Below are 22,580 nucleotides of genomic sequence, written 5' to 3'. Positions count from 1 at the left end.
CCCGGTCATGCGTTATCTGCACGCCATGGTTCGGGTGAAGGATCTGGACGCCTCGATGCGTTTCTACCGCGACCTGCTGGGTCTGGAGGAGACGCGCCGCGCCGACTATGAGGCGGGCCGCTTCACCCTGGTCTATCTGGCCGCGCCCGCCGACAAGGCCCGCGCCGAGGCCGAGAAGTCGCCCGAGGTCGAGCTGACCTACAACTGGGACGATCAGGACTACGACGGCGGCCGCAACTTCGGCCACCTGGCCTTTCAGGTCGACGACATCTACGCCGCCTGCCAGCGCCTGATGGACGGCGGCGTGGTCGTCAACCGTCCGCCGCGCGACGGCCACATGGCCTTCGTCCGCTCGCCGGACGGCATCTCGATCGAGCTGCTGCAGGCGGGCGAGCGCCTGGCCCCGGCCGAGCCCTGGGCCTCCATGCCGAACGTGGGGGCCTGGTGAGCGTTTCGGCGCGGCTGATCCTGGGCCTGGCGGTCCTGAGCCTGGGCGCCTGCGCCTCGGTGACGGAGACCAATCCGGCGCGGACGGCCACCGACATGCTGCTGGTCAACCGCGCCGCCGACCGGGCGGTCGAGGGGCTGACCCTGCCGATCCCCCAGGGCGCGCGCGTCTTCGTCGACGAGACCTATTTCCAGGCCGAGAACGCCCGCTATGCGCTGAGCGCCATCCGCGCCGCCCTGTCGGAGGCGGGCTACGCCATCGTGCGCGAGCGCGGCGAGGCTGACGCCATCTTCGAGGTGCGCGCCGGCGCCCTGTCGCTGGACCAGCTGCGCCGGGTGGTGGGCATTCCCGACATGCGGGTGCCGATCAATGAGAGCCTGAACGTCGTCTCCCTGCCGGAGCTGTCGCTCTACTCCAACCGCGACCGCATGGGCGTGGCCGAGTTCTCGGGCTTCCTCTACGACGCCCGCACGGGGATGCCGCTGGGCGCCGTCACGCCGATGATCGGCCAGTACAAGATCCGCAGCCACAAGGCCTTCATGATGATCACCTGGGGCCAGCAGCTGGCCCAGCCGGGCGAGCGTGATCCGGGTTCGAGCTGGAAGGAATTCTAGCGCGAGCGCTCGCTCCGTTCGCGGAGCGAGACAGCCGCTTCGGACCGTGTTAGGGCGCAGGTGAGCATAAGGCGTTGGCCGCGCTCATCCGTTCGCCGCCGCCGCAAGAGACGCCCTTGTCCTTCTTCCACGCCGGTCCTGCGCCGAAAGGCTCCGGTCTTCGCCGAGGCGCCCTGCGCGACGGGCTGGACCTGGCGCCGGGGATGAAGGTCGGCCTGTTCGGCGGCTCGTTCAATCCGGCCCACGACGGCCACGCCCATGTGGCGGCCACCGCCATGCAGCGGCTGGACCTGGACCGGGTGGTCTGGCTGGTGTCGCCGCAGAATCCGCTGAAGTCCGGACACGAGACCGCCCCCCTGGCCGAACGCATGGCCTCGGCGCGCGCCGTGGCGGCGAGCGTCGGCCCGGCCATGATCGTCTCGGACTTCGAGACGCGCGCGGGCACGCGCTGGACCGTCGATACCCTGCGCGCCATCGTCGCCCGCCATCCCGGCGTGCATTTCGTCTGGCTGATGGGATCGGACAATCTGGCGGGCTTCCACCGCTGGAGGGGCTGGACCGACATCATGCGGCTGATGCCGGTGGCGGTGATCGCGCGGCCGGGCAGTCTGCTGGACAGCCGTACGGCCCCGGCGGCGGCGCGCTTCGCCCGCTATCGCATTCCCGCCGCCCAGGCGGGTCTGCTGCCCAATCTCGAGGCGCCGGCCTGGACCTATCTGACCGCGCCGCTGAATCACCGCTCCTCCACCGCCATCCGGGCCACGCGCGCGGCGGGGTGAAGAGTCGTCGCAGGCCGGGTGACCTTTCACGCCGGGCGTGCTAGACTGGAGTTTTAGTAATCGCCTCGGAGCCCTCCGCTGACCCCCTCGACCGCGCATGATGCGCAAGACGCCGTTTCGAACGCGGCGCACGAAATGGACCTGATGGATTCCGTCCATTCCGAAGACGGTCAGGCCGAGGACGGCCCCAGTAGCGACGAGCGCCAGCCCCTGCCGGTCGGCGCGACCGAGCTGGAGCAGGCCATCCTCGCCAAACTCGACGAAGACAAGGCCCAGGACATCGTCCTGATCGACCTGCGCGGCAAGAGCCCCATGTCCGACGCCATGATCGTGGCCTCGGGCCGCTCGCACCGCCACGTCGGCGCCGTCGCCGACCACCTGCTGCGCCTGTTCAAGGAGCAGGGGCTGGGCAAGGTGAAGGTCGAAGGCCTGCCGCATTGCGACTGGGTGCTGCTGGATGCGGGCGACGTCATCGTCCACCTGTTCCGCCCGGAAGTGCGCACCTTCTACAACATCGAGAAGATCTGGGCGGTCGACAGCGCCCACCGCGGCGGCCCTGTCCGCGGCTGATCCTTCCTTTGACGGCGGGCTGACCTCATGAAGCTGGCGATCGCGGCCATCGGCAAGCCGGGCCGCGGTCCCGAGGCCGCCCTGGCCGACGACTACGCCCGGCGGGTGACCCTTTCGGGCCGGCCGCTGGGCCTGGGGCCCCTCGAACTCATCGACCTTGAGCCGAAGAAGCCCGGCAAGGCGCCGGAGGCCGAGCTGCTGCTCGCCGCCGCCGAGGGCGCGCATCTGATCGCCTGCGACGAGCGGGGGCGGACCTATTCCTCGCGCGCCTTCGCCGACCACGTGGCCGCCTTGCGCGATCAGGGGGAACGGCGGCTGGTCTTCGTCATCGGCGGCGCCGACGGCCTGGACGAGAGCGTGCGCCGCGCCGCCCGTTCGACCCTGGCCTTCGGACCGCAGACCTGGCCCCACGCCCTGGCGCGCGCCATGCTGGCCGAGCAGCTGTATCGGGCCGTGACCATCCTGGCCGGTTCGCCCTATCATCGCGACTGATGCGACGCGGGGCCGTTCTTCTTCTGACCTCCTCCAGCCTGCTGCTGGCCCTGGCCGGGCCGGCGGCCAGCCAGCGCGCGGTCCAGCCGAACGCCGAGCTGACCCGGCTTCAGGCCGAGTATCGCGACGAGACGGCTCGCGCCCGCCGCCTGCGCGCCGAGGCCGCCGCCGCCGCCGAGGAGATCGTCGACCTGGACCGCCAGCTGCGCGAGCTGCGCCGCGCCGAGGCCGAGGACGACGTGCAGATGGAGGCCCAGCGCGCCCGTCTGAAGGAACTGGGCGATCGCGAGGCCGCCCTGCTCGCCGCCCTGTCCCGCGAACGCGCGGCGCAGGGACGGCTGCTGTCCGCGCTGCAGATGATGAGCCGCAAGCCGCCGCCGCCTCTGCTGATCCCGGCGGACCAGGCGGTGGACACGGTGCGCGCCTCCATCCTGATCCGAGCCATCACGCCCGACCTGCAGAAACGCGCCGAGACCCTGGTCGAGCGCCAGGCCGAGATCGGCCGCATCCGCCGTCTGGCCGCCCTGTCCAGCGAGCGCCTGTTCACCGTCGAAAGCGCCCAGAACGACCGCCGCGCCGAGATCGAGGGGCTGACGGCGCGCAAGACCGCCCTGCGTTCGGTCCTGCGGGCGGAGGCGGCGCGGGCCGAACGCGCGACCAAGGCGCTGGAAGCCCGCATCCGGGAACTGGGCGGGCAGGCGCCCCAGATCGCCGAAGCGCCCGAAGAGACTCCGGCGGCCCGCCTGCCCGCAGGCCGCAGCCGCCTGACGCCGCCCATCGCAGGGACGCCCTCGCAACGCTTCGGCGGCCGCTCCGCCGGATGGAGCTGGCGCTCCAGCCATGAGGCGGTCGGCGCGCCTGCGGCGGGCCGCGTCGCCTACGCCGGTCCCCTGAAGGAATGGGGCGAGGTGGTGATCCTCGATCTCGGCCCCGGCTGGCGCGCCGTGATCGCGGGCCTCGACCGGCTGGAGGTCGAGACCGGCCAGCGCGTGTCCGACGGCCAGACCCTGGGCCGCACCGGCGAGGACGGCGAGGCCTATTTCGAACTGCGCCGCCAGGAACGGCCCATCGATCCCGCGCCCTGGCTGCAGTAGCGGGCCAACCGCGCGAAATTCCTTTCAAATCGGCGCGGACGCTGTTTGTATCGGCGCAACTGTCGTGCGCGCCGTCGTGGCGCCTGCGCCGCCCTGGACGACCGGAGCCGAAAGCGGATCCGATGGAAAGAGACCGAATGCGTAAACTGCTTCTCGTGGGCGCCGCCGCCCTGGCGCTGGGCGGATCGGCGGCGGCCGTGGCCAGCCAGACCCCGCGCAACGAGACCTTCCGCATGCTCGAGATGTTCGGCGACGTGCTGGGCATCGTCGAGCAGGCCTACGTCGTTCCGGTCGACAACAAGAAGCTGATCGAGGCCGCCCTTCAGGGCATGATGACGGCGCTCGACCCCCACTCCAACTACCTGCCCGCCAAGGGGTTCGACGACCTGCGCGAGCGGACCTCGGGCGAATATTCCGGCGTCGGCCTGACCATCACCTCCGAAGGCGGTCTGGTGAAGGTCATCTCGCCGATGGACGACAGCCCGGCCGGTCGCGCCGGCGTCCAGGCGGGCGACGTCATCAGCGCCGTCAACGGCCAGAACGCGGCGGGCCTCAGCGTGTCCGAGGTCTCGGACAAGCTGCGCGGCGCCACCGGGACCAGCGTCACCGTCACCTTCCTGCGCGACGGCGAGGAGCCGCGCGAGGTCGTGCTGACGCGCGAGGTCATCAAGGTCGAATCCGTCACGGGCCGTCTGGAAGGCGACTTCGGCTACCTGCGCATCTCGACCTTCAACGAGAACACCGGCCGCGAGCTGACCGAGACCATCGAGCGGCTGAAGACCGAGAAGCCGGGCCTGAAGGGCTATGTGCTGGACCTGCGCAACAACGGCGGCGGCCTGCTGACGGCGGCCATCGACGTGTCGGACGCCTTCCTGGAGCGCGGCGAGATCGTCAGCCAGCGCGGCCGCAAGCCCGAGGACATCGAACGCTACGCCGCCAAGCCGGGCGACCTGACCGGCGGCCTGCCGGTGGTGGTGCTGATCAACTACGGCTCGGCCTCGGCGTCGGAGATCGTGGCCGGCGCCCTGAAGGATCAGGAGCGGGCGACGGTCGTCGGCCTGACCAGTTTCGGCAAGGGGTCGGTGCAGACGGTGATCCCGCTGCGCGGCGGCCAGGACGGCGCCCTGTCGATCACCACGGCGCGCTACTACACCCCGTCGGGCCGTTCGATCCAGAAGATCGGCATCGAGCCGGACCTGGAGGTTGCGCGTTCCGAGGCCGAGGCGCGCATCGTCTCGCGCTCCAGCTTCATCTACTCGGAGGCCGCCTATTCGACGGCGCTGGACTCCTCCATCGGGGCCGAGCGCAAGGGCCCGCACACCCCGCGCGAAGCGCCGGGCGCCGACTACGCCAAGGACAAGGACTATCAGCTGGAGCGGGCGCTGGACGTGCTGCGCGCCGGCGGCGACCTGGCCAAGCTGGCCGCCGCCCCTGAGGGGATCGTCATCACCGAACCCGGCGAAGACAAGGTCGAGACGGCCGAGGCGGAGACCGACACGCCCGAAACGCCGACGGTCACGGTCAAGCCGGACGAACCGAAGACGGACTGACCGCCGCGTCCCGCAAACGTGGTGAACGCGCTGTTAGGCTTTCTTAACCGGCGCAGGGCTTAACTGAGGCTGAGGGGCGCCGCGTCTGTGCGGCGCCTGCCAGCCCGAGCCGACGCCCTGACCATGTTCGCCAAGCGCCAGTCCGCCCTCGCCGCCGCCGCAGGCGCGCCGCCGGAGCCCCGGTCGCGCCTCGCCATGGAGCCGGTCCTGAACGCCCTGAAGAAGCCGCCCGTCGCGGCGGGCGCGGCCGGGGCCTTCGTCATCGGCGCGGCCGCCCTGTTCGTCGCCGTGCTGGGCGACCCGCGCGCGGGCGCGCCGACGGCCAGCGCCATGCTGGAGCGGCCCGCCGCCGCCGACACGGCCCCGACCGGCGCCGAGGCCTTCGGCTTCAGCGGTCTGGACATCTATCAGGATCTCGGCCCCATCGACCCGGCCCTGATGGGCGAAGAGGGCGCAGGCATGGCGGGCGAAGCCCTGATCACCCTGCCCGACGGCGCCAGCGTGGCCTCGGGGCAGGGTTTCAGCGCCCCGGTGCGTGCGCCGTCCAACCCCCTGCCCAAGGCGCCGATCGCGGGCCTGTTCCAGCCCGGCCCGAACGGCCCCCTGCCGCGCATCGCCGCCGACGGCCGCGTCCCGGCCCAGGCCTACGCCCGGCCCTTCCGCTCGAACGGCAAGCCGATGGTGGCCCTGGTGGTCGGCGGGCTGGGCCTGAACAGCGCCACGACCCGCGCGGCGATCGAGCGTCTGCCCGCCGAGGTGACGCTGTCCTTCGTGCCCTACGCCGAGGGCTTGCAGACCTGGATCGACATGGCCCGCGCCCACGGCCATGAGGTGATGATCGAACTGCCGATGGAGCCGACCGGCTATCCCGACAACGACCCCGGCCCCTACACCCTGCTGTCGTCCGGCGGCGCCGACGATGTGGCGGTCAAGCTGGACTGGCTGCTGGCGCGCGCCACCGGCTATTTCGGCGTGACCAACTATCTGGGCGATCGTTTCGCGACCTCGGACGAGGGGGTGACGGCCCTGATGACCAACCTGCGCCAGCGCGGCCTGGCCTTCCTCGACGACGGCTCCATGCGCCGCCGCCCCGGCGCCTTCGCCCGCGCCAGCGCCGACCGCGTGGTGGACGAGGAACAGACCCCCGCCGCCATCCTGCGCCAGTTCAACGCCCTTGAGGCCGCCGCCAAGACCAACGGCGCGGCCTTGGGAACCGGCTTCTCCTACCCCGTCACCGTCGAGGCCGCCGCCCGCTGGACGGCGGGCCTGGAGGCGCGCGGCCTGCAACTGGCGCCCGCTTCGGCGATGACCCGGCGACCGGGGCGGTAGGCCGCATAATCCGCGCGGCGAAGGCGTCGGCGTGTTAGAGAGTCCGGCATGAGCACCGACGACGATCACGCCCCCGCCGCCGAACCTGCAGACGCCGTTCCCGGCGAAACGCCCGTGCAGCGGGCGCTGCGGCTCAAGAAGGCGGCGATCGACGCCCGGCCCAAGCCGCCGCGCGGCGGACGTTTCCAGCGCGAACAGGCGGCTCGCATCAAGAGCGGGGCGTCGCGTCCCTGGATGAGCAAATAGCCAGCCCGGGCCCTTGGCTTGATTAGCTCGGGTAGGCGTGATCGTCTGTCGATATGACGATGTTCGCGCTGTTCCTGGCTTTGGCTTTCGTGGCCGTGCTGGCGGCCATGTCCTGGCGCGCTGCGAGAGGCCTGACGCGCGAGATGCGGCTGCCGATGCAGTGGGGCTTTGACGGGCGGTCAATATGGCGTGCGCCTCGTGACGTCGCCTTGAGCTTCACGCCTATTCTGGCGGCCTTGACCCTGCTCCCCACGGCGATGGCGAGTCTGTTGGGGCCGCTGGAGAGCGCGGACGCGCGGCGTTACTTCGGCGTCCTGATCGTCATGGGATTGGCCTGGATCGGCGCTCACACTCTGCACCTCAGGCTCGTGCGAGGCTGGCTCGCACGGCAGGGCTAAAGCGTCAGCCGCATGGCGACGCGGTCGGTCAGGCCGTTGGCGGCCTCTGCGGCCAGGGTCTCGCGCAGATAGGCAGGCGTTTCTGCAAACGTCAGCGCCGCATAGCCCAGGCGCGCATAGAAGGGGGCGTTCCACGGAACGGCGTGGAAAGTGGTCAGCGTCAGCGCTCGCTTGGCGCGGACCTCGGCTTCCTGTCGCGCGGCCGCCATCAGCGCCCGCCCAGCGCCGCACCCCTGATGTTCAGCAGAGACTGACAGCTCAAGGATATGCAGGTCCGCGTCCGTCTCGGCGGCGATCAGGAAGCTGATCGGCTGGTCGGCCGCATCGACCGCGACCCAGGACAGGCCCTGCGCGACGGCTATGCGGTGCGTGTCCGGTCCGGCGACATGGTCGTCGGCGATCCAGGCCAGATCGGGCAGGGTGCGGAACAGCGTCGCCGCCGACCGCTCCACCGCCTCCAGACGGCCGATGTCCGTTCCGCGCGTCGGGCGGACCCGGATCAATGGGCGTCGCAGCCCTTGGCGGGCATGGGTTTCAGGTCCAGCAAGGCGAACAGCCTAGCGTCGTCGTCCTCTTCCGGGTTCGGCGTGGTCAGCAGCTTGCCGCCGACGAAGATGGAGTTGGCGCCGGCCAGGAAGCACAGGGCCTGCATCTCCGGCGTCATGCCTTCGCGCCCGGCCGACAGGCGGACCATCGACTTGGGGCAGACCAGGCGGGCGACAGCGACGGTGCGGACGAACTCGATCGGGTCGATCTCGCCCTCCTTCAGCACCCGCTCGCCCAGCGGCGTGCCGCCGACGGGGACCAGGGCGTTGACCGGCAGGCTGTCCGGGTGGACGGGCAGGGTCGCCAGGGCGTGCAGCAGGCCCGCGCGGTCGCGCCGCTTCTCGCCCATGCCGACGATGCCGCCGCAGCAGGTGTTCATGCCCGCGTCGCGGACGTGCTGCAGCGTCTCCAGACGGTCCTGATAGGAGCGGGTCGTCACCACCTCGGCGTAGTACTCAGGCCCGGTGTCGAGGTTGTGGTTGTAGTAGTCGAGGCCCGCGTCCTTCAGCTGTTTCGCCTGATCGGCGTTCAGCATCCCCAGGGTGGCGCAGGTCTCCAGGCCGAGCGCCTTCACGCCCGAGATCATGGCCGCCAGCTTGGGCGTGTCGCGGTCCTTCAGCTCGCGCCAGGCGGCGCCCATGCAGAAGCGGCTGGCCCCGCCCGCCTTGGCCGCCATGGCCTCGGCGATGACGGGGGTCGGTTCCATCAGCTTCTCGGCCTTCAGCCCGGTCTTGAAGCTGGCCGACTGCGAGCAATAGCCGCAGTTCTCGGCGCAGCCGCCGGTCTTGACCGACAGCAGCTGGGATTTCTGCACCTCGCTGGGGTCGAAGGTGCGCCGGTGCACCGTCGCCGCCTCGAACACCAGCTCCATGAAGGGGCGGGCGAAGAGGGCCTCGACCTCCTCCAGCGTCCAGTCGTGGCGAGGGATCGAGAAATCGCGGGCGGGTCGGATTGATGCGTCGTCAGCCATGGGACGACGGCTTAGACGACTTGCTCCCGATCCGCCAAGCCTGTGTTGATCGCGCGGCGTTGCGTGAAGGAGGCGTGAGGAGGCGCCGGTTCGGATCAGGCGACCAGGCGCGGCCCTCGTGAGGCGCCGGCGGCGACGGAGCGGTCCAGGCGGAAGCGGGCGACCTGCTGGTTCAGGCTGACGGCCTCATTGGCCAACTGGCGAGCGGCGGCGGTGGCTTCTTCGGTCATGGCGGCGTTCTGTTGGGTGATGTCGTCCATCTCGCCCATGGCGCGGCGGACACGGGCCAGGCCGTCGGACTGTTCCTGGGCCGAGCCGGCGATGCCGCCCGCCAGGCCGTCGACGGCCGAGACCTTGGCTCCGATGCGCTCCAGCGCCGCGCCGGTGCGCTCGACCAGGTCGACGCCGCGCGCCACCTGGGCCGAGGAGGTGGAGATCAGGGTGCGGATCTCGCCGGACGCTTCGGAGGAGCGCTGGGCCAGGGCGCGCACTTCCTGGGCCACCACGGCGAAGCCGCGCCCGGCGTCGCCGGCGCGGGCGGCCTCGACCCCGGCGTTCAGGGCCAACAGGTTGGTCTGGAAGGCGATCTCGTCGATCAGGCTGGTGAAGCGGCCGATCTCGCTCGAGGATTCGGCGATGGCGTGGATGGCGCTGACGGCGTCGCCGACCACCTGGGTCGTGTGCTCGACATCGGCGCGGGCGGCGGCCAGGGCCTCGGCGGTCTGACGCGCGCCGTCGGCGGTCGAGGCGACCTGGCGGGCGATGGCGTCGGCTTCGGCGACCGTGCGCTCCAGGTTGGCGGCCTGGCGCTCGGTGCGGCTGGCCAGGTCCTCGGAGGCGACGGCCAGCTGGCTGGAGCCGGCGCTCAGGCTCTCGACGCTGTCGGCCACGGCGCGGACGGCGGTGCGCAGGGCGCGGGTGGCGGCGTGGAAGTCGTTCTGCAGCGACCGGTATTCCTCGGGGAAGACGTCCGGGATGGTTACCGACAGATCGTTGTCGGCCAGGCTGTGCAGGGCGGCGCCCAGGGCGCGCACGACCTCGGCCTGGCGCGCTTCGGCGGCGGCGTGTTCGGCCTGCACGCGGTCGCGCTCCTCCTGCAGGGCGTCCAGGTAGATGGAGATGGCCAGGTCCATGTCCAGCATGACCCGCTGGTTCAGTTCGGCCACGGCCTCGGCGGTGATGCGGTCGTGTTCGCGGCGATTGGCGAACAGCTTCCTGGGTCGCTCGATGATGGCGCGGGTCAGATGGGCCAGGAGAATGCTGTAGCCGCCGATGTACCAGCGCGGCTCCAGACCGATGCGGGCGTGGACGCGGCCGATGGTGCGCACCGAGGCGGCGTAGTCCTCGTCGGCGCGGCCCTCGATGATGGCGTCCCAGTGGCGCTGCTGGGCGTTGCTGGCGGCGGCGACATGGCCTTCGTCACGGAAGAAGCGGCGGGTCTCCGGCTCGGCGCGCACCCTGTCGTAGAAGGCGGCGAGGGCCAGGGGGATGGAGCGGCGCAGCAGGCCCGAGATGGCGCTGTAACCGGCGGACGGCCGACCCAGCCCCATGAAATGCATGCGGCGGTCGATCTCGTGGGAAGCCATGACGCAGACTCGTTTCAACGACGGGGCGAGGGGAGAGCCCCAATACCCCTTGTCGCCAAGAGGGTATTGTCCGGGTTAAGCCGAGATTGCGTAGATTTCCTTAATCCGCGCCGAACCGGCGACGGCGTCATCGGCGGCAGTCATATAAAGACATCCTTATGTCTTGATTGCTCCCGTGACCGCGCCGCGCTATAGCGGCGACAATCCCCCGACAGTGGCCGAAAGACATTTCAGCATGACCGACTACATCGTCCGCGACATCTCCCTGGCCGATTTCGGCAACAAGGAAATCGCCATCGCCGAAACCGAGATGCCGGGCCTGATGGCGCTGCGCGACGAATACGGCGCCGCCCAGCCGCTGAAGGGCGCCCGCATCGCCGGCTCCCTGCACATGACCATCCAGACGGCGGTGCTGATCCAGACGCTGGAAGCCCTGGGCGCCGAAGTGCGCTGGGCCTCGTGCAACATCTTCTCGACCCAGGACCACGCCGCCGCCGCCATCGCCGCGTCGGGCACGCCGGTCTTCGCCTTCAAGGGCGAGAACCTGGTCGAATATTGGGACTACGCCCACAAGATCTTCGAATGGCCAGCCTCTGAAAAAGAACCGGGCGGCGGCTATCCGAACCTGATCCTGGACGACGGCGGCGACGCCACCCTGCTGTGCGTGCTGGGGCCGAAGGCCGAGAAGGACCCCTCGGTCCTCGACAACCCGACCAATGAGGAAGAGGAAGCCCTCTTCTCGGTCATGAAGCGCTATCTGAAGGAGAAGCCGGGCTTCTACTCGGCTATCCGCGACGCCATCGGCGGCGTGTCGGAAGAGACGACCACGGGCGTCCACCGCCTGTATCAGATGGCCGAGCGCGGCGAACTGCCCTTCCCCGCCATCAACGTCAACGACAGCGTCACCAAGTCGAAATTCGACAACCTGTACGGCTGCCGTGAATCGCTGGTCGACGCCATCCGTCGCGGCACCGACGTCATGCTGTCGGGCAAGGTGGCGGTGGTCTGCGGCTATGGCGACGTGGGCAAGGGTTCGGCCGCTTCGCTTCGCAACGGCGGCGCCCGCGTGATCGTCACCGAGATCGACCCGATCTGCGCCCTGCAGGCGGCGATGGAAGGCTATGAGGTCCAGACCCTCGAGGATGTCGCCGACAAGGCCGACATCTTCGTCACCACCACGGGCAACAAGGACGTCATCCGCGTCGAGCACATGCGCGCCATGCGCAACAACGCCATCGTCTGCAACATCGGCCACTTCGACTCCGAGATTCAGGTCGCGGGCCTGAAGAACTTCAAGTGGGACAAGATCAAGGATCAGGTCCACCACGTCGAGTTCCCGGACGGCAAGAAGATCATCCTGCTGTCGGAAGGCCGTCTGGTGAACCTGGGCAACGCCACGGGCCACCCGTCCTTCGTGATGTCGGCGTCCTTCACCAACCAGACCCTGGCCCAGATCGAGCTGTGGACCAACGCCAAGGCCTACGACAACAAGGTCTATACCCTGCCCAAGCACCTGGACGAGAAGGTCGCCTTCCTGCACCTGGCCAAGCTGGGCGCCAAGCTGACGACGCTGAACCAGGAACAGGCCGACTACATCAATGTGCCGGTCGAGGGTCCGTTCAAGCCGGAACACTACCGCTACTGAGACCTGTCTCGGGTCTGAAAGACAGAACCCCGCGCCGGCGACGGCGCGGGGTTTTGTTTGCTTGAAACGCACCTGCTCTCATACCGTCATCCTCGGGCTTGACCCGAGGATCGAGTGTCGAACGCGCTGCTTCCTTGCAGGCGTCCTGCAGACGGATGATCCGATCCTCGGGTCAAGCCCGAGGATGACGGCAGGGTAAGAGGGGAGAGCCCTAGGCCGCGACGTCGCGGGGATCGAATTCGTCGGGCCCTCGGCCCATCAGGCCGGTCTCGAAGTCCATGAAGATGTCGATCAGCTCCTCGACGCCCACCGGGGGCGCCTTGGGGCTGAATCGGAAGCGCCAGAAGCTGACGATGTGCTGCACCGCCCCCAACTGGTCGCCCAGCCGGGTGAACAGGGCCGGCGCCTCCAGCAGGAAGTCGCGGAAGGCCAGCGGATTGCCCTCGCGCGTCAGTCCCGCATAGGCGTCGTCGTAATAGCGCAGGGTGCGGCTGACCTCTTCGCAGGTCTTCATGATGCGGCCGCGCAGCACGGCCCGGCCCCGGGCGATATAGTCCTTGGCGGCCTGGTCGCTGGGGCCGGCGGGCCGGATCGTTCCCACTTCATCGGCGACATGGACGATGTCGGCCATCAGGCTGCTGAGCGACCACTTGTAATAGAGGAAGCCCTTCCAGCAGAAGACGCCCTCCTGATACTGCTCGGGCTCCAGCTTCAGCGTCAGGCGCAGCGCCTCCAGCCGGTCGCCGGGGGCGTTGGACAGGATCTTCGAGGCCATGCGGGCGGTCGATCCGGCGGCCACGACTCCGTCGCCGATGCTGAGGGTGACCAGGGGCTCGATCTCCTTCTGGACGAACTCCAGCATCCGCTCCAGGTCGGCTTCGCTGAGGGCGAAATAGCAGGGCGCCGCGTCCACGCCGCCGCGCCGTAGCTGTTCGCGCAGCAGGAAGGGGTCCAGAGACGGCAACTGATCCATCAGCCGCAGGGTCTTCAGATCCGGATGGTCGGGATCGACGCCGAAGGCTTCGTGCATGGCGCGCTCGAAGCCGATCTGATTGACGAAGATGAAGCGGCCGCCGGTCTTTAGATCGGTGCTGTCGATCGGCACCACGATCTTGGTCGCCACCTGACGGCGGCCGGGGAAGGCGTCGGTCTCGTTGCGCCGCAGCCGGTGCTTGATGATCAGGCAGCGATTCAGCGCAGGATTGCGGAACATGGGCCGCTCGGCCCAGTCCTCGCTGTCGCCGTGCTCGTCATAGACCTTGAGCAGGTTCAGCACCCGCGCGGTCGAGGCGGTCCGGCGCAGGTGTTCGAGATTGCGAATGGCGCGATCGGTCATGGCGGCCACTCTGCCAGCCAAAAATGACCAACGGCTTAGTTTGGCGCAGGTCAAAAAAACGGGCCGCTTCCTGAAGGAGGCGGCCCGGTCAGTCGGGGAGGAAACTGAAAAGGGATCAGAAGGTCGTCGTCACCGACAGCCACAGACGACGCGGCTCCTGGTTGTTGGCGTATTCCGGCGAATAGGCGACGGGCGTCCCGTAGGGGGCCAGGCGGACGAAGTCCTTGTCGAACAGGTTGTAGATCGCCGCATTGACCGTCACGCGGTCGTTGACCTCGTACGAGCCGCCGATGTGGAACAGCTCATAGGCCTTGAAGTCGCCCAGGGCGTCGCGAGCGGCGCCCGCGCCGCGCCAGCGCTCTGAGCGGTACTCCCCGCGCACCCAGGTCGACAGGCGGTCGGTAGCCTGCCAGCGCAACTGGGCGTTGACCATGTGCTCGGGCGTGTCGGTCAGGGGCTGGCCGGCCTGCGAACCGGTCTTCTGCTCGCTGTCGGTGTAGGTGTAGTTGCCGTGCAGGCTCCAGGCCTCGGCGAAGCGCCAGCGGGCGGCGAACTCCAGACCCTGGGTCGTGGCCTCGTCGATGTTCACGCTCTGGCCGAACTCGGGAATGGCCGACCAGAAACCGACGTCGACGCAACCCGTCTTGGAGTAGTCGCCGGCGTCATACTGGGCCTGGGTCAGGCCGAAGGTGCAGTTGGCGACCGGCTGGCCCGAGGCGATCTTGTCCTCGAAATCGTTGCGGAAGACGGTGGCGTTGGCGCGGAAGGTCGAGCCGTTGTCGAAATAGACGCCGAACTCATAGGCCACGCTGGTTTCCGGGGTCAGGCCGGGGCTGCCGATCAGCGGCAGGGCGCCCTGGCGGCCGAAGCCGTTGATGCCGGGGGTCAGTTGTTCCAGGCGCGGGGTCTTGTAGCCGCCGCTGACGCCGCCCTTCAGGGTCCATTGCTCGTTGGCGTTCCAGACCAGATAGGCGCGCGGGCTGACGTGGTCGCCGAAGCTGGAGTGGTCGTCGTAGCGGAGGCCGACGGTCAGGGCCAGGTCGTCGCGCAGCCGCCATTCGTCCTCGGCGAACAGGGCCCACTGCTCGAAGGTGAAGTTGCCGGCCGCCACGCCGTCGGTCATTTCAGCGTCCATATACTGGCCGCCGACGGTGAAGGTGTGGTTGCGCCACTGGCTGTTCAGCTTGGTGTCGAACAGGGTGGTCGTGGTCTCCAGGGTGCGGTCATCGCCGGCGCCGGGAACGCCGCGCGGGATCAGGCGGCCCAGCGTCTCGGTCTTGTTGTGCGACAGGGTCGATTCCAGCGTGCCGAAGCTGAGGCGCCAATTGTGCGCCAGCAGGTACTGTTCGCGGTTGAACTCCAGGAAGTCCTTGTAGCCGCCGGCGACGGTGTTGGTGCCCATCTGGCCCTTGGCGTTGTCGTACCACTGGCTGGCGGCGTCGACGTCCAGCCACAGGTCGTGGTCGGTGTTCGGCGTCAGGCTGAGGCGGGCGCCCAGGGTCCAGATCTCATAGGCGGTGGCGCTGCGGCCGAAACCGGTGACGTCGACTTCATCGCCGTTCACGTCGCGGTATTTCAGGTCCGACTGCTCGCGTTCGGACCACGAGCCGCGCAGCGCCAGGCCCAGGCGGTCGGCGATCAGCGGACCCGAGGCGTAGCCGTTGATCCCCCAGAAGTCGCCGAACTCGTCGTCGCCCTGCAGCGTGTAGTTGGCCGAGGCCGAGCCGGTCCAGGCGTCGCCCACCTTGCGGGTGATGATGTTGACCACCCCGCCCATCGCGTCCGAGCCGTAGAGGGTGGCGACCGGGCCGCGCACCACCTCGACCCGTTCAATGGCCGAGACCGGCGGCAGGAAGCTGGTCGAGGTCTCGCCGAAGCCGTTGGGCGTGACGCTGCCGGCCGTGTTCTGGCGGCGTCCGTCGATCAGGATCAGGGTGTAGTCCGAGCCCATGCCGCGGATGTTGATGGTCTGGCCGCCGGTCTTGCCGACGCCCGAACCCGTGTCGACGCCCTCGATGTTGTTCAGGATCTCGGCGATCGAGGTGGCGCGGATCTCTTCGATCTCCTCGCGCGGCAGGACGCTGATCGAGGCGGGCGCCTGGGTGATCTTCTGCTCGAAGCCCGAGGCGGTGACGACCACGTCGGCCACCTGATGGCTCTGCTCCAGAACGTCCGCAGCCTCGTCGGCCAGGGCGGGCGCCGCGGCCCCGACGGTCATCAGGGCGGTGGCGGCCAGCAGGGACGAGCGGCGGGACGTGCGGGAGCAGGACATTGGAGCGGGGCCTTTGGAAATGAGAACGCCTCTCAACAGCGTTCGCATTCTCAGCGCAATGGGGGTGTGCGAATAGGTCGCATTTGCGCCGCGCTTCCGACACGTCTGGCGCGGAAATGCGGTCGGGCCTAAGAAGCGGGCATGGACATCATCGACATCCTGATCCTCATCGCCGTGGCCGCCGTCGCCGTCACCCTGGGCTTGGGCCTCTACAATCTGAAGCGCGGGGGCGAGGGGGCCAGCGTCCGGTCCAACAAGCTGATGCGGTTGCGCGTCGCCTTGCAGGCGGTGGCGGTGCTGCTGCTGATGATCGGCATGTGGCTGAAGCGCACCCACGCGGGCTGAGGTCGGACAGGAACAGGGGAGGGCGCGCCATGGTGACGCTGAACAAGATCTACACCCGCACCGGCGACGCCGGTCAGACGCGGCTGGCGTCGGGCGCGCCCGTGTCCAAGACCGATGCGCGGGTCGAGGCCTATGGGACGGTGGACGAGCTGAACGCCGTCATCGGCGTGGCGCGCCTGAACAGCGGCCAGAACGATCGCATCGACGCCATGCTGGGCCGCATCCAGAACGAGCTGTTCGACCTGGGCGCCGACCTGGCCACGCCGATGGAGCCGGCGCCCAAGTGGGAGGCCCTGCGCATCATCGCCTCCCAGGTCGAGCGGCTGGAGAACGAGATCGACTGGATGAACGACTGCCTCAAGCCGCTGGACAGCTTCATCCTGTCGGGCGGCTCGCCCCTGTCGGCGCATCTGCATCTGGCGCGCACGGTCTGCCGCCGGGCGGAACGGGACGCGGTGCGCCTGGTCGAATCGGGCGAGGCGGTGAATCCGGACGCCGTCCGCTATCTCAACCGCCTGTCGGACCTGTTGTTCGTCGCCGCGCGGCGCGCCAACGCCAATGGGGCCGGCGACGTCCTGTGGCGCCCCGGCGCGACGCGCTGAGGCGCAGGCCTTACTGAGACTGCAGCGCCTGGACCCGCTTGCGCTCCGCCTCGGTGGCGGCGGTGCGGGCGCGCTTCTCGGCGTTGACCTGGTCTTCCAGCACCAGCAATTCCTGATTGGCCTTGTTCGAGGCCTCGGCCCGCGTCGTCCCGGCCGGGCGGCCGGTGATGTCGGGGATGTAGATGGGCTGGGCGCAGATCCGGGTCTCCAGATCGTACCAATAGCCCTTGGCTGCGCAGCGATCGCCCGGATCGACCCAGAAACGCTGGAGGACGAACACGCCCGCCAGCGTCACGGCGAACAGGCTGAAGAAGATGATGCTGAGGCGACGGATCGTCAGAAAGCGTTTCATGCGGGTCTCATAACCGAAAATTGGCCGCTGGACACGAACACAGTTCACGTAGCGTTACGTTGACAGGCCGGTTTCGTCGGTCCAATCCCTCGGCCGACATTTCGACGACCAAGTGGATAGGCTCATGAAGGTACTCGTCCCGGTGAAACGGGTGATCGACTCCAACGTCAAGGCGCGCGTCAAGGCGGACCAGACCGGCGTCGACCTCGCCAACGTCAAGATGAGCATGAACCCCTTCGACGAAATCGCCGTCGAAGAGGCCGTGCGCCTGAAGGAAGGCAAGGAACACCATGCCGCAGGCACGGCGACGGAAATCGTCGTCGTCTCCATCGGCGTGACCCAGGCCCAGGAAACCCTCCGCACGGCCCTGGCCATGGGCGCCGATCGCGGCGTCCTGGTGCAGTCGGACACGGACCTGGAGCCGCTGGCCGTCGCCAAGGTGCTGAAGGCCGTGGTGGACGAGGAGAAGCCGGACCTGGTGCTGCTGGGCAAGCAGTCGATCGACGGCGACAACAATGCGGTCGGCCAGATGCTGGCGGCCCTGCTGGACTGGCCGCAGGCCACCTTCGCCGGCAGGCTGGCGATCGAAGGCGGCAAGGCGGTCGTCACCCGTGAAGTCGACGGCGGTCTGCAGACAGTCTCGGCCGAACTGCCCGCCGTGGTCTCGGTCGACCTGCGCCTGAACACGCCGCGCTATGCGTCGCTGCCGAACATCATGAAGGCCAAGAAGAAGGAGATCGCCATCAAGGCGGTCGCCGACTACGGCGTCGATACGACCGACCGCCTCAAGGTGCTGAAGGTGACGGAGCCGCCGAAGCGTTCGGCGGGCGTCAAGGTCGCCGATGCGGCCGAACTGGTTTCCAAGCTCAAGTCCGCGGGGGTGCTGTAATGGCCGTTCTCGTCATCGCCGACCACGACGGCTCGGCCGTTCGCGACACCACCAACAAGACCGTGACGGCCGCCCTGGCCCTGTCGTCCGACGTCGACGTTCTGGTCCTGGGCAAGGGCGCCAAGGCCGTGGCTGACGCCGCCGCCAAGATTTCGGGCGTGCGCAAGGTGCTTCTGGCCGAAGGCGACGCCGTCGCCCACGGCCTGGCCGAGGCCGTCGAGGCCACCGTCCTGCCGCTGGCCGGGAACTACGACGCCATCCTGACCCCGGCCAACACCGACGGGAAGAACTTCGCCCCGCGCATCGCCGCCAAGCTGGACACGGCGCCGATCTCGGACATCGTCGAGGTCGTCTCGACCGATACCTTCGTGCGCCCGATCTATGCGGGCAACGCGCTGGAGACGGTGCAGTCGGCCGACGCCAAGAAGGTCATCACCGTGCGCCCGACGGCCTTCGCCGCCGCCGCTGAAGGCGGTTCGGCCCCGGTCGAGAACGTCGCCGCCGGCGAAGCGCCCAGGACCGCCTTCGTCTCCGAGGAAATGGTCAAGTCGGACCGCCCCGAACTGGGCGCCGCCAAGATCGTCGTCTCGGGCGGCCGCGCCCTGGGCTCGGCCGAAGAGTTCCACGCCGTCATGGACCCCCTGGCCGACAAGCTGGGCGCCGCCGTCGGCGCCTCGCGCGCGGCGGTCGACGCGGGCTACGCCCCCAACGACTATCAGGTCGGCCAGACCGGCAAGGTCGTGGCACCGGCCCTCTACATCGCCATCGGCATCTCGGGCGCCATCCAGCACCTGGCCGGGATGAAGGACTCCAAGGTGATCGTCGCGATCAACAAGGACCCCGACGCCCCGATCTTCCAGGTCGCCGACTACGGCCTGGTCGCCGACTACAAGACCGCCGTGCCGGAGCTGATGGCCGCTCTGGGCTAAGGGCGGGCGTCACGCTGAGCATTGAAGCGCGCCGGATGGGAAACCGTCCGGCGCGTTTTCTTTTTGGCGCGCCTTATCTTTCGTCATCCTCCGGCGACCCTCGCGAAAGCGGGGGGAGACCGGGGGACCCAGCGGCGCCGAAGGCGATCTTCGCCGCAAGCGCAGCGTCCGTATCTTTCGCCCTCCGGGCGCCGCTGGGTTCCCCGGTCTGCGCCGCTGCGCGGCTTGCCGGAGAATGACGAAAATTTGGACCTTTCCTCTCCTTGGGCCAAACACGTCCCATGACCGCCCGCATTCCCGTCAAGCTGACCCCTCGCGCCGCCGCCGACCGCATCGACGGCTGGGACGTCGACCCGGACGGCCGTCCGGTGCTGAAGGTCCGCGTCCGCGCCCAGCCGGTGGAGGGCGAGGCCAACGCCGCCCTGACCGCCTTCCTGGCCAAGACCCTGGCCGTGCCCAAGCGCGACGTGACCCTGGCGCGCGGCGGCCAGTCTCGTCTGAAGATGATCGAGGTCGACGGCCTGACCGACGCGGAGGTCCGCGCGCGCCTGCCCGCCGACTGAGCGCGCGACTGACTTTGCCGCGAGCGCGGCTTTTAGAGCTTTACCCTGACGGAAACACGGGATTGTATACGCGCCGTTGTCTGCCCGCAGTTCGCGGGCGCGAGGGGGCTCGCCCATGTTGTTCAGTCGCCTGCGGGGGCCAAGCCTCGCTGTTCTCACCTGCGCGCTCGGCGCGCTCAGCCTGTCGGCCTGCGCCACGACCGGCGACGCCGCGCCCAAGACCGAGACGGCCTCCGCCTCTTCGTCCAGGGATCGGACCATGGCGCCGGGCCTGGACGGCTGGGCCAATCAGGACCCCTATCCCTCGACCTATCGCGGCCTGCCGCGCCAGAACATGGCCATCGTCGGCGCCACGGTGCTGACCGGCGCGGGCCAGAAGATCGAGGGCGGCGTCGTCGTCGTCACTGACGGCCGCATCGCCGCCGTCGGCGGCGCGGACACCCCGGTCCCGGCGGGTCACCAGGTAGTGGACGCGCGCGGCCGCTTCGTCACGCCCGGCATCATCGACATTCACAGCCACCTGGGCGTCTATCCCTCGCCCGGCGTGCAGGGGATGAGCGACGGCAACGAAGCCACCAACCCCAACACCGCCCAGGTCTGGTCCGAGCACTCCATCTGGCCCCAGGATCCCGGCTTCAACACCGCCCGCGCGGGCGGGGTGACGACGATGCAGATCCTGCCCGGTTCGGCCAACCTGTTCGGCGGCCGCGGCGTGACCCTGCGCAATGTGCCGTCGGTCACCATGCAGGGGATGAAGTTCCCTAACGCCCCCTACGGCCTGAAGATGGCCTGCGGCGAGAACCCGTCGCGCGTCTACGGCTCGCGCAACCAGTCGCCGGCCACCGGCATGGGCAATGTCGCGGGCTATCGCGCCGGCTTCATCGCCGCGCGCGACTACAAGGCCAAGTGGGACAAGTGGCGCGAGGACGGTCAGGGAACGCCCCCGACCCGCAATCTGCAGCTTGAGACCCTGGCGGGCGTGCTGGACGGTTCGATCCTGATCCAGAACCATTGCTATCGCGCCGACGAAATGGCGGTGATGCTCGATGTGGCCAAGGAGTTCGGCTACAAGGTCACCACCTTCCACCACGCGGTCGAGGCCTACAAGATCGCGCCCCTGCTGGCCCGTGAAGGCGTCTGCGCCGCCATGTGGACCGGCTGGTGGGGCTTCAAGATGGAGGCCCTGGACGGCATCGAGGAGAACGCCGCCCTGACCGACGCGCCCGAGGGCTCGTGCGCCGTCATCCACTCGGACGACGCCGAACTGATCCAGCGCTTGAACCAGGAAGCCGCCGCCGCCCTGTCGGCCGGTCGGCGCGCCGGGATGAACATCTCCGAAGAGCACGCCATCAGCTGGATCACGCTGAATGCGGCCAAGTCCATCGGCATCGACAAGGAAACCGGCTCGCTGGAGAGCGGCAAGCGCGCCGACGTGGTGATCTGGAGCGCCGATCCCTTCTCGATCTACGCCCGCGCCGATCAGGTCTTCATCGACGGCGGCCTGGCCTTCGATCGCCAGAACCCCGCCTTCCAGCCCGTGTCCGATTTCGAACTGGGCCAGCCCGGCTTCGGCCAGGCCGCCGCCGGCGTCGCCCAGGGAGCTCGCTGAACCATGCGTATCAAAACTCTCCTCGCGGGCGCTGTCGCGGCCATCGCCCTGACCGGCCCCGCCCTGGCGCAGGACGTCGCCATCACCGGCGGCCAGGTGCTGACCGGAACCTCGGTGATCGAGAACGGCACCGTCGTCATCCGTAACGGCAAGGTCGTTTCGGTCGGAACCGGCGGCGCGCCGGCCGGTCTGCGCGTCATCGACGCGCGCGGCAAGATCGTCACGCCGGGCTTCGTCGCCGTGGATTCCGGCTTGGCCGGGACCGAGGTCGGCTCGGTGCGGGGCTCCAACGACCTGTCGAACCGCGCCAACACCCTGACGGCGGCCTTCGACCTGTCCTATGGGCTGGACCCCTGGTCCTTCACCCTGCCGACGGCGCGGCTGGGTGGCGTCACGCGCGCCGTCGTCACGCCGCAGCACGGCGGCTCGGGCGGCGGTCACAGCCACGACGATTCCGACTTCGCCGGCGCCGGCGCGGGCGGCTTCCAGACGCCGGGCCTGTTCGCGGGCCAGGCGGCGGTCATCAAGCTGGGCGGCGCCGACATCCTGGTGAAGCCGCGCGTGGCCATGGTCGCGCCCTTCGGCGAGGCCGGCAAGGCGGTGGCGGGCGGCGCGCGCGGCGCCGAGTTCGTCCTGTTCAAGGAGACCCTGGCCGAGGTTCGGACCTACGCCCGCAACAAGGCCGCCTATGACCGGGCGGCGCTTCGCGACCTATCCCTGTCGCGGGCCGATCTGGAAGCCCTGATCCCGGTGGCCGAGGGGCGCATGCCGCTGATCGTCACCGTCAACCGGGCGGCGGACATCCAGCAGGTGCTGCGCCTGGCGCGCGAGGAAGGGGTCAAGATCATCCTCGACGGCGCCGCCGAAGGCTGGCTGGTGGCCGATGAGATCGCGGCGGCGAACGTGCCGGTCCTGCTGCACCCGATCACCAACCTGCCCTCGAACTTCGAGATGCGGGCGGCGCGGATGCAGAACGCGGCGGCGCTGAACGCGGCCGGCGTCGTCATCGCCATCAAGGGCAACGAGGGCTCGGCCCACCGCGCCCGCGACATCCGCTACAACGCGGGCAACGCCGTGTCGCACGGCCTGCCGTTCGCGGCGGCCATCCAGGCGATCACGGTCAACCCGGCGCGCATCTTCGGCTTCGACGGCCAGTTCGGCGAGCTGAAGGCCGGGGCCGCGGGCGACGTCGTGGTCTGGTCCGGCGATCCGCTGGAGCCGCTGAGCCAGCCCTCGGCCGTGCTGATCGACGGGGTGGAGCAGCCGCTGCAGGCCCGCAACCTGCTGCTGCGCGACCGCTACCGCACCGGCGGCGAAGGGGCGATGCCGCCCGCCTACGGCAACTGAGGTTCACGGCCTGAAGACGGAAGGGCGCTGCGGGAGACCGCAGCGCCCTTTTTCATTGCTCCCGACTCC

Annotated in this window: 24 protein-coding genes; 18 read left to right on the top strand and 6 right to left on the bottom strand. The window is 69.3% G+C overall.

From position 1 onward, the window contains the following. The first annotated feature begins 7 nt into the window (after nt 1-7). The 10 genes from ACWGL1_RS13560 to ACWGL1_RS13515 all read left to right on the top strand — a co-directional run bounded on the left by ACWGL1_RS13560 (nt 8) and on the right by ACWGL1_RS13515 (nt 7,520). Nucleotides 8-448 (top strand): VOC family protein, encoded by a 441-nt coding sequence (locus tag ACWGL1_RS13560; RefSeq protein WP_312219560.1) that lies wholly within the window; start codon nt 8-10, stop codon nt 446-448. Further along, on the top strand, nt 445-1,062 hold the full coding sequence (locus ACWGL1_RS13555; RefSeq protein ID WP_125900381.1) for a DUF6655 family protein: 618 nt from the start codon (nt 445-447) through the stop codon (nt 1,060-1,062). Before ACWGL1_RS13560 ends, ACWGL1_RS13555 begins: the two co-directional genes overlap by 4 nt. A gap of 116 nt (nt 1,063-1,178) precedes the next feature. After that, complete coding sequence (locus ACWGL1_RS13550; protein WP_312219558.1) at nt 1,179-1,841, top strand: nicotinate-nucleotide adenylyltransferase; 663 nt, start codon at nt 1,179-1,181, stop codon at nt 1,839-1,841. Nucleotides 1,842-1,976: 135 nt separating this feature from the next. Further along, nucleotides 1,977-2,411: a ribosome silencing factor gene (gene rsfS, locus ACWGL1_RS13545; protein WP_291782663.1), complete on the top strand. Its 435-nt coding sequence runs from the start codon at nt 1,977-1,979 to the stop codon at nt 2,409-2,411. 27 nt (nt 2,412-2,438) lie between these two features. After that, a complete protein-coding gene (rlmH, locus tag ACWGL1_RS13540) occupies nt 2,439-2,903 on the top strand; it encodes a 23S rRNA (pseudouridine(1915)-N(3))-methyltransferase RlmH (RefSeq protein ID WP_291782666.1) in 465 nt (154 codons plus the stop codon). Then, a complete protein-coding gene (locus ACWGL1_RS13535; RefSeq protein ID WP_452112287.1) occupies nt 2,903-3,997 on the top strand; it encodes a murein hydrolase activator EnvC family protein in 1,095 nt (364 codons plus the stop codon). Before rlmH ends, ACWGL1_RS13535 begins: the two co-directional genes overlap by 1 nt. 137 nt (nt 3,998-4,134) lie before the next feature. Further along, a complete protein-coding gene (locus ACWGL1_RS13530; protein WP_338577155.1) occupies nt 4,135-5,547 on the top strand; it encodes a S41 family peptidase in 1,413 nt (470 codons plus the stop codon). 87 nt (nt 5,548-5,634) lie between these two features. Further along, nucleotides 5,635-6,876: a divergent polysaccharide deacetylase family protein gene (locus tag ACWGL1_RS13525; protein ID WP_452112286.1), complete on the top strand. Its 1,242-nt coding sequence runs from the start codon at nt 5,635-5,637 to the stop codon at nt 6,874-6,876. A gap of 48 nt (nt 6,877-6,924) precedes the next feature. Continuing rightward, nucleotides 6,925-7,122 (top strand): hypothetical protein, encoded by a 198-nt coding sequence (locus ACWGL1_RS13520; RefSeq protein WP_128114909.1) that lies wholly within the window; start codon nt 6,925-6,927, stop codon nt 7,120-7,122. Between the two features lie 53 nt (nt 7,123-7,175). Then, nucleotides 7,176-7,520 (top strand): hypothetical protein, encoded by a 345-nt coding sequence (locus ACWGL1_RS13515; RefSeq protein WP_452112285.1) that lies wholly within the window; start codon nt 7,176-7,178, stop codon nt 7,518-7,520. Here the strand turns inward: ACWGL1_RS13515 and ACWGL1_RS13510 are convergent. The 3 genes from ACWGL1_RS13510 to ACWGL1_RS13500 form a co-directional block, all read right to left on the bottom strand. After that, nucleotides 7,517-8,023, bottom strand: coding sequence for a GNAT family N-acetyltransferase (locus ACWGL1_RS13510; protein WP_452112284.1), 507 nt, complete (start codon nt 8,021-8,023; stop codon nt 7,517-7,519). The genes ACWGL1_RS13515 and ACWGL1_RS13510 overlap by 4 nt on opposite strands. Then, complete coding sequence (gene bioB, locus ACWGL1_RS13505) at nt 8,020-9,036, bottom strand: biotin synthase BioB (protein WP_452112283.1); 1,017 nt, start codon at nt 9,034-9,036, stop codon at nt 8,020-8,022. The genes ACWGL1_RS13510 and bioB overlap by 4 nt, the downstream gene beginning before the upstream one ends. A 95-nt stretch (nt 9,037-9,131) precedes the next feature. After that, nucleotides 9,132-10,622, bottom strand: a complete 1,491-nt coding sequence (locus ACWGL1_RS13500; RefSeq protein WP_452112282.1) for a methyl-accepting chemotaxis protein — start codon at nt 10,620-10,622, stop codon at nt 9,132-9,134. A gap of 235 nt (nt 10,623-10,857) precedes the next feature. Here ACWGL1_RS13500 and ahcY point away from each other — a divergent pair, with 235 nt between their 5' ends. Next, nucleotides 10,858-12,267 (top strand): adenosylhomocysteinase, encoded by a 1,410-nt coding sequence (gene ahcY, locus ACWGL1_RS13495; RefSeq protein ID WP_452112281.1) that lies wholly within the window; start codon nt 10,858-10,860, stop codon nt 12,265-12,267. Nucleotides 12,268-12,478: 211 nt separating this feature from the next. On the opposite strand, the gene ACWGL1_RS13490 is transcribed toward ahcY, so the two are convergent. Both ACWGL1_RS13490 and ACWGL1_RS13485 read right to left on the bottom strand, forming a co-directional pair. Continuing rightward, a complete protein-coding gene (locus ACWGL1_RS13490) occupies nt 12,479-13,603 on the bottom strand; it encodes a hypothetical protein (protein ID WP_343830263.1) in 1,125 nt (374 codons plus the stop codon). A gap of 115 nt (nt 13,604-13,718) precedes the next feature. After that, on the bottom strand, nt 13,719-15,875 hold the full coding sequence (locus tag ACWGL1_RS13485; protein ID WP_452112280.1) for a TonB-dependent receptor domain-containing protein: 2,157 nt from the start codon (nt 15,873-15,875) through the stop codon (nt 13,719-13,721). A gap of 141 nt (nt 15,876-16,016) precedes the next feature. Between ACWGL1_RS13485 and ACWGL1_RS13480 the strand changes: the two genes are divergently transcribed. Both ACWGL1_RS13480 and ACWGL1_RS13475 read left to right on the top strand, forming a co-directional pair. Continuing rightward, entirely contained in the window at nt 16,017-16,220 is a 204-nt protein-coding gene (locus ACWGL1_RS13480; RefSeq protein WP_312219866.1) for a twin transmembrane helix small protein, read from the top strand. Nucleotides 16,221-16,249: 29 nt separating this feature from the next. After that, nucleotides 16,250-16,822, top strand: coding sequence for a cob(I)yrinic acid a,c-diamide adenosyltransferase (locus ACWGL1_RS13475; protein WP_338577138.1), 573 nt, complete (start codon nt 16,250-16,252; stop codon nt 16,820-16,822). 10 nt (nt 16,823-16,832) lie between these two features. Here the strand turns inward: ACWGL1_RS13475 and ACWGL1_RS13470 are convergent, their stop codons facing one another. Beyond that, the gene (locus ACWGL1_RS13470) at nt 16,833-17,174 is read right to left on the bottom strand and encodes a hypothetical protein (RefSeq protein WP_452112279.1); all 342 of its coding nucleotides are present in this window, start codon (nt 17,172-17,174) and stop codon (nt 16,833-16,835) included. Nucleotides 17,175-17,298: 124 nt separating this feature from the next. Here ACWGL1_RS13470 and ACWGL1_RS13465 point away from each other — a divergent pair, with 124 nt between their 5' ends. From ACWGL1_RS13465 to ACWGL1_RS13445, 5 genes are all read left to right on the top strand, one after another. Continuing rightward, nucleotides 17,299-18,063, top strand: coding sequence for an electron transfer flavoprotein subunit beta/FixA family protein (locus tag ACWGL1_RS13465; RefSeq protein WP_452112278.1), 765 nt, complete (start codon nt 17,299-17,301; stop codon nt 18,061-18,063). Then, nucleotides 18,063-18,992 carry an electron transfer flavoprotein subunit alpha/FixB family protein gene (locus ACWGL1_RS13460; RefSeq protein ID WP_452112277.1) on the top strand — a complete coding sequence of 310 codons (930 nt, stop codon included), beginning with the start codon at nt 18,063-18,065 and terminating at the stop codon, nt 18,990-18,992. The genes ACWGL1_RS13465 and ACWGL1_RS13460 overlap by 1 nt, the downstream gene beginning before the upstream one ends. 281 nt (nt 18,993-19,273) lie before the next feature. Then, entirely contained in the window at nt 19,274-19,555 is a 282-nt protein-coding gene (locus ACWGL1_RS13455; RefSeq protein WP_291782715.1) for a DUF167 domain-containing protein, read from the top strand. A 115-nt stretch (nt 19,556-19,670) separates the two neighbouring features. Continuing rightward, on the top strand, nt 19,671-21,164 hold the full coding sequence (locus tag ACWGL1_RS13450; protein WP_452112276.1) for an amidohydrolase: 1,494 nt from the start codon (nt 19,671-19,673) through the stop codon (nt 21,162-21,164). A 3-nt stretch (nt 21,165-21,167) separates the two neighbouring features. Further along, nucleotides 21,168-22,511, top strand: a complete 1,344-nt coding sequence (locus tag ACWGL1_RS13445; RefSeq protein WP_338577126.1) for an amidohydrolase family protein — start codon at nt 21,168-21,170, stop codon at nt 22,509-22,511. The last annotated feature ends 69 nt before the right edge of the window (nt 22,512-22,580 follow it).

Source organism: Brevundimonas sp. NPDC055812, assembly GCF_053616535.1.
The sequence above is the reverse complement of the archived record's forward strand: the minus strand, read 5'-3'. Positions and strand labels throughout refer to the sequence as shown.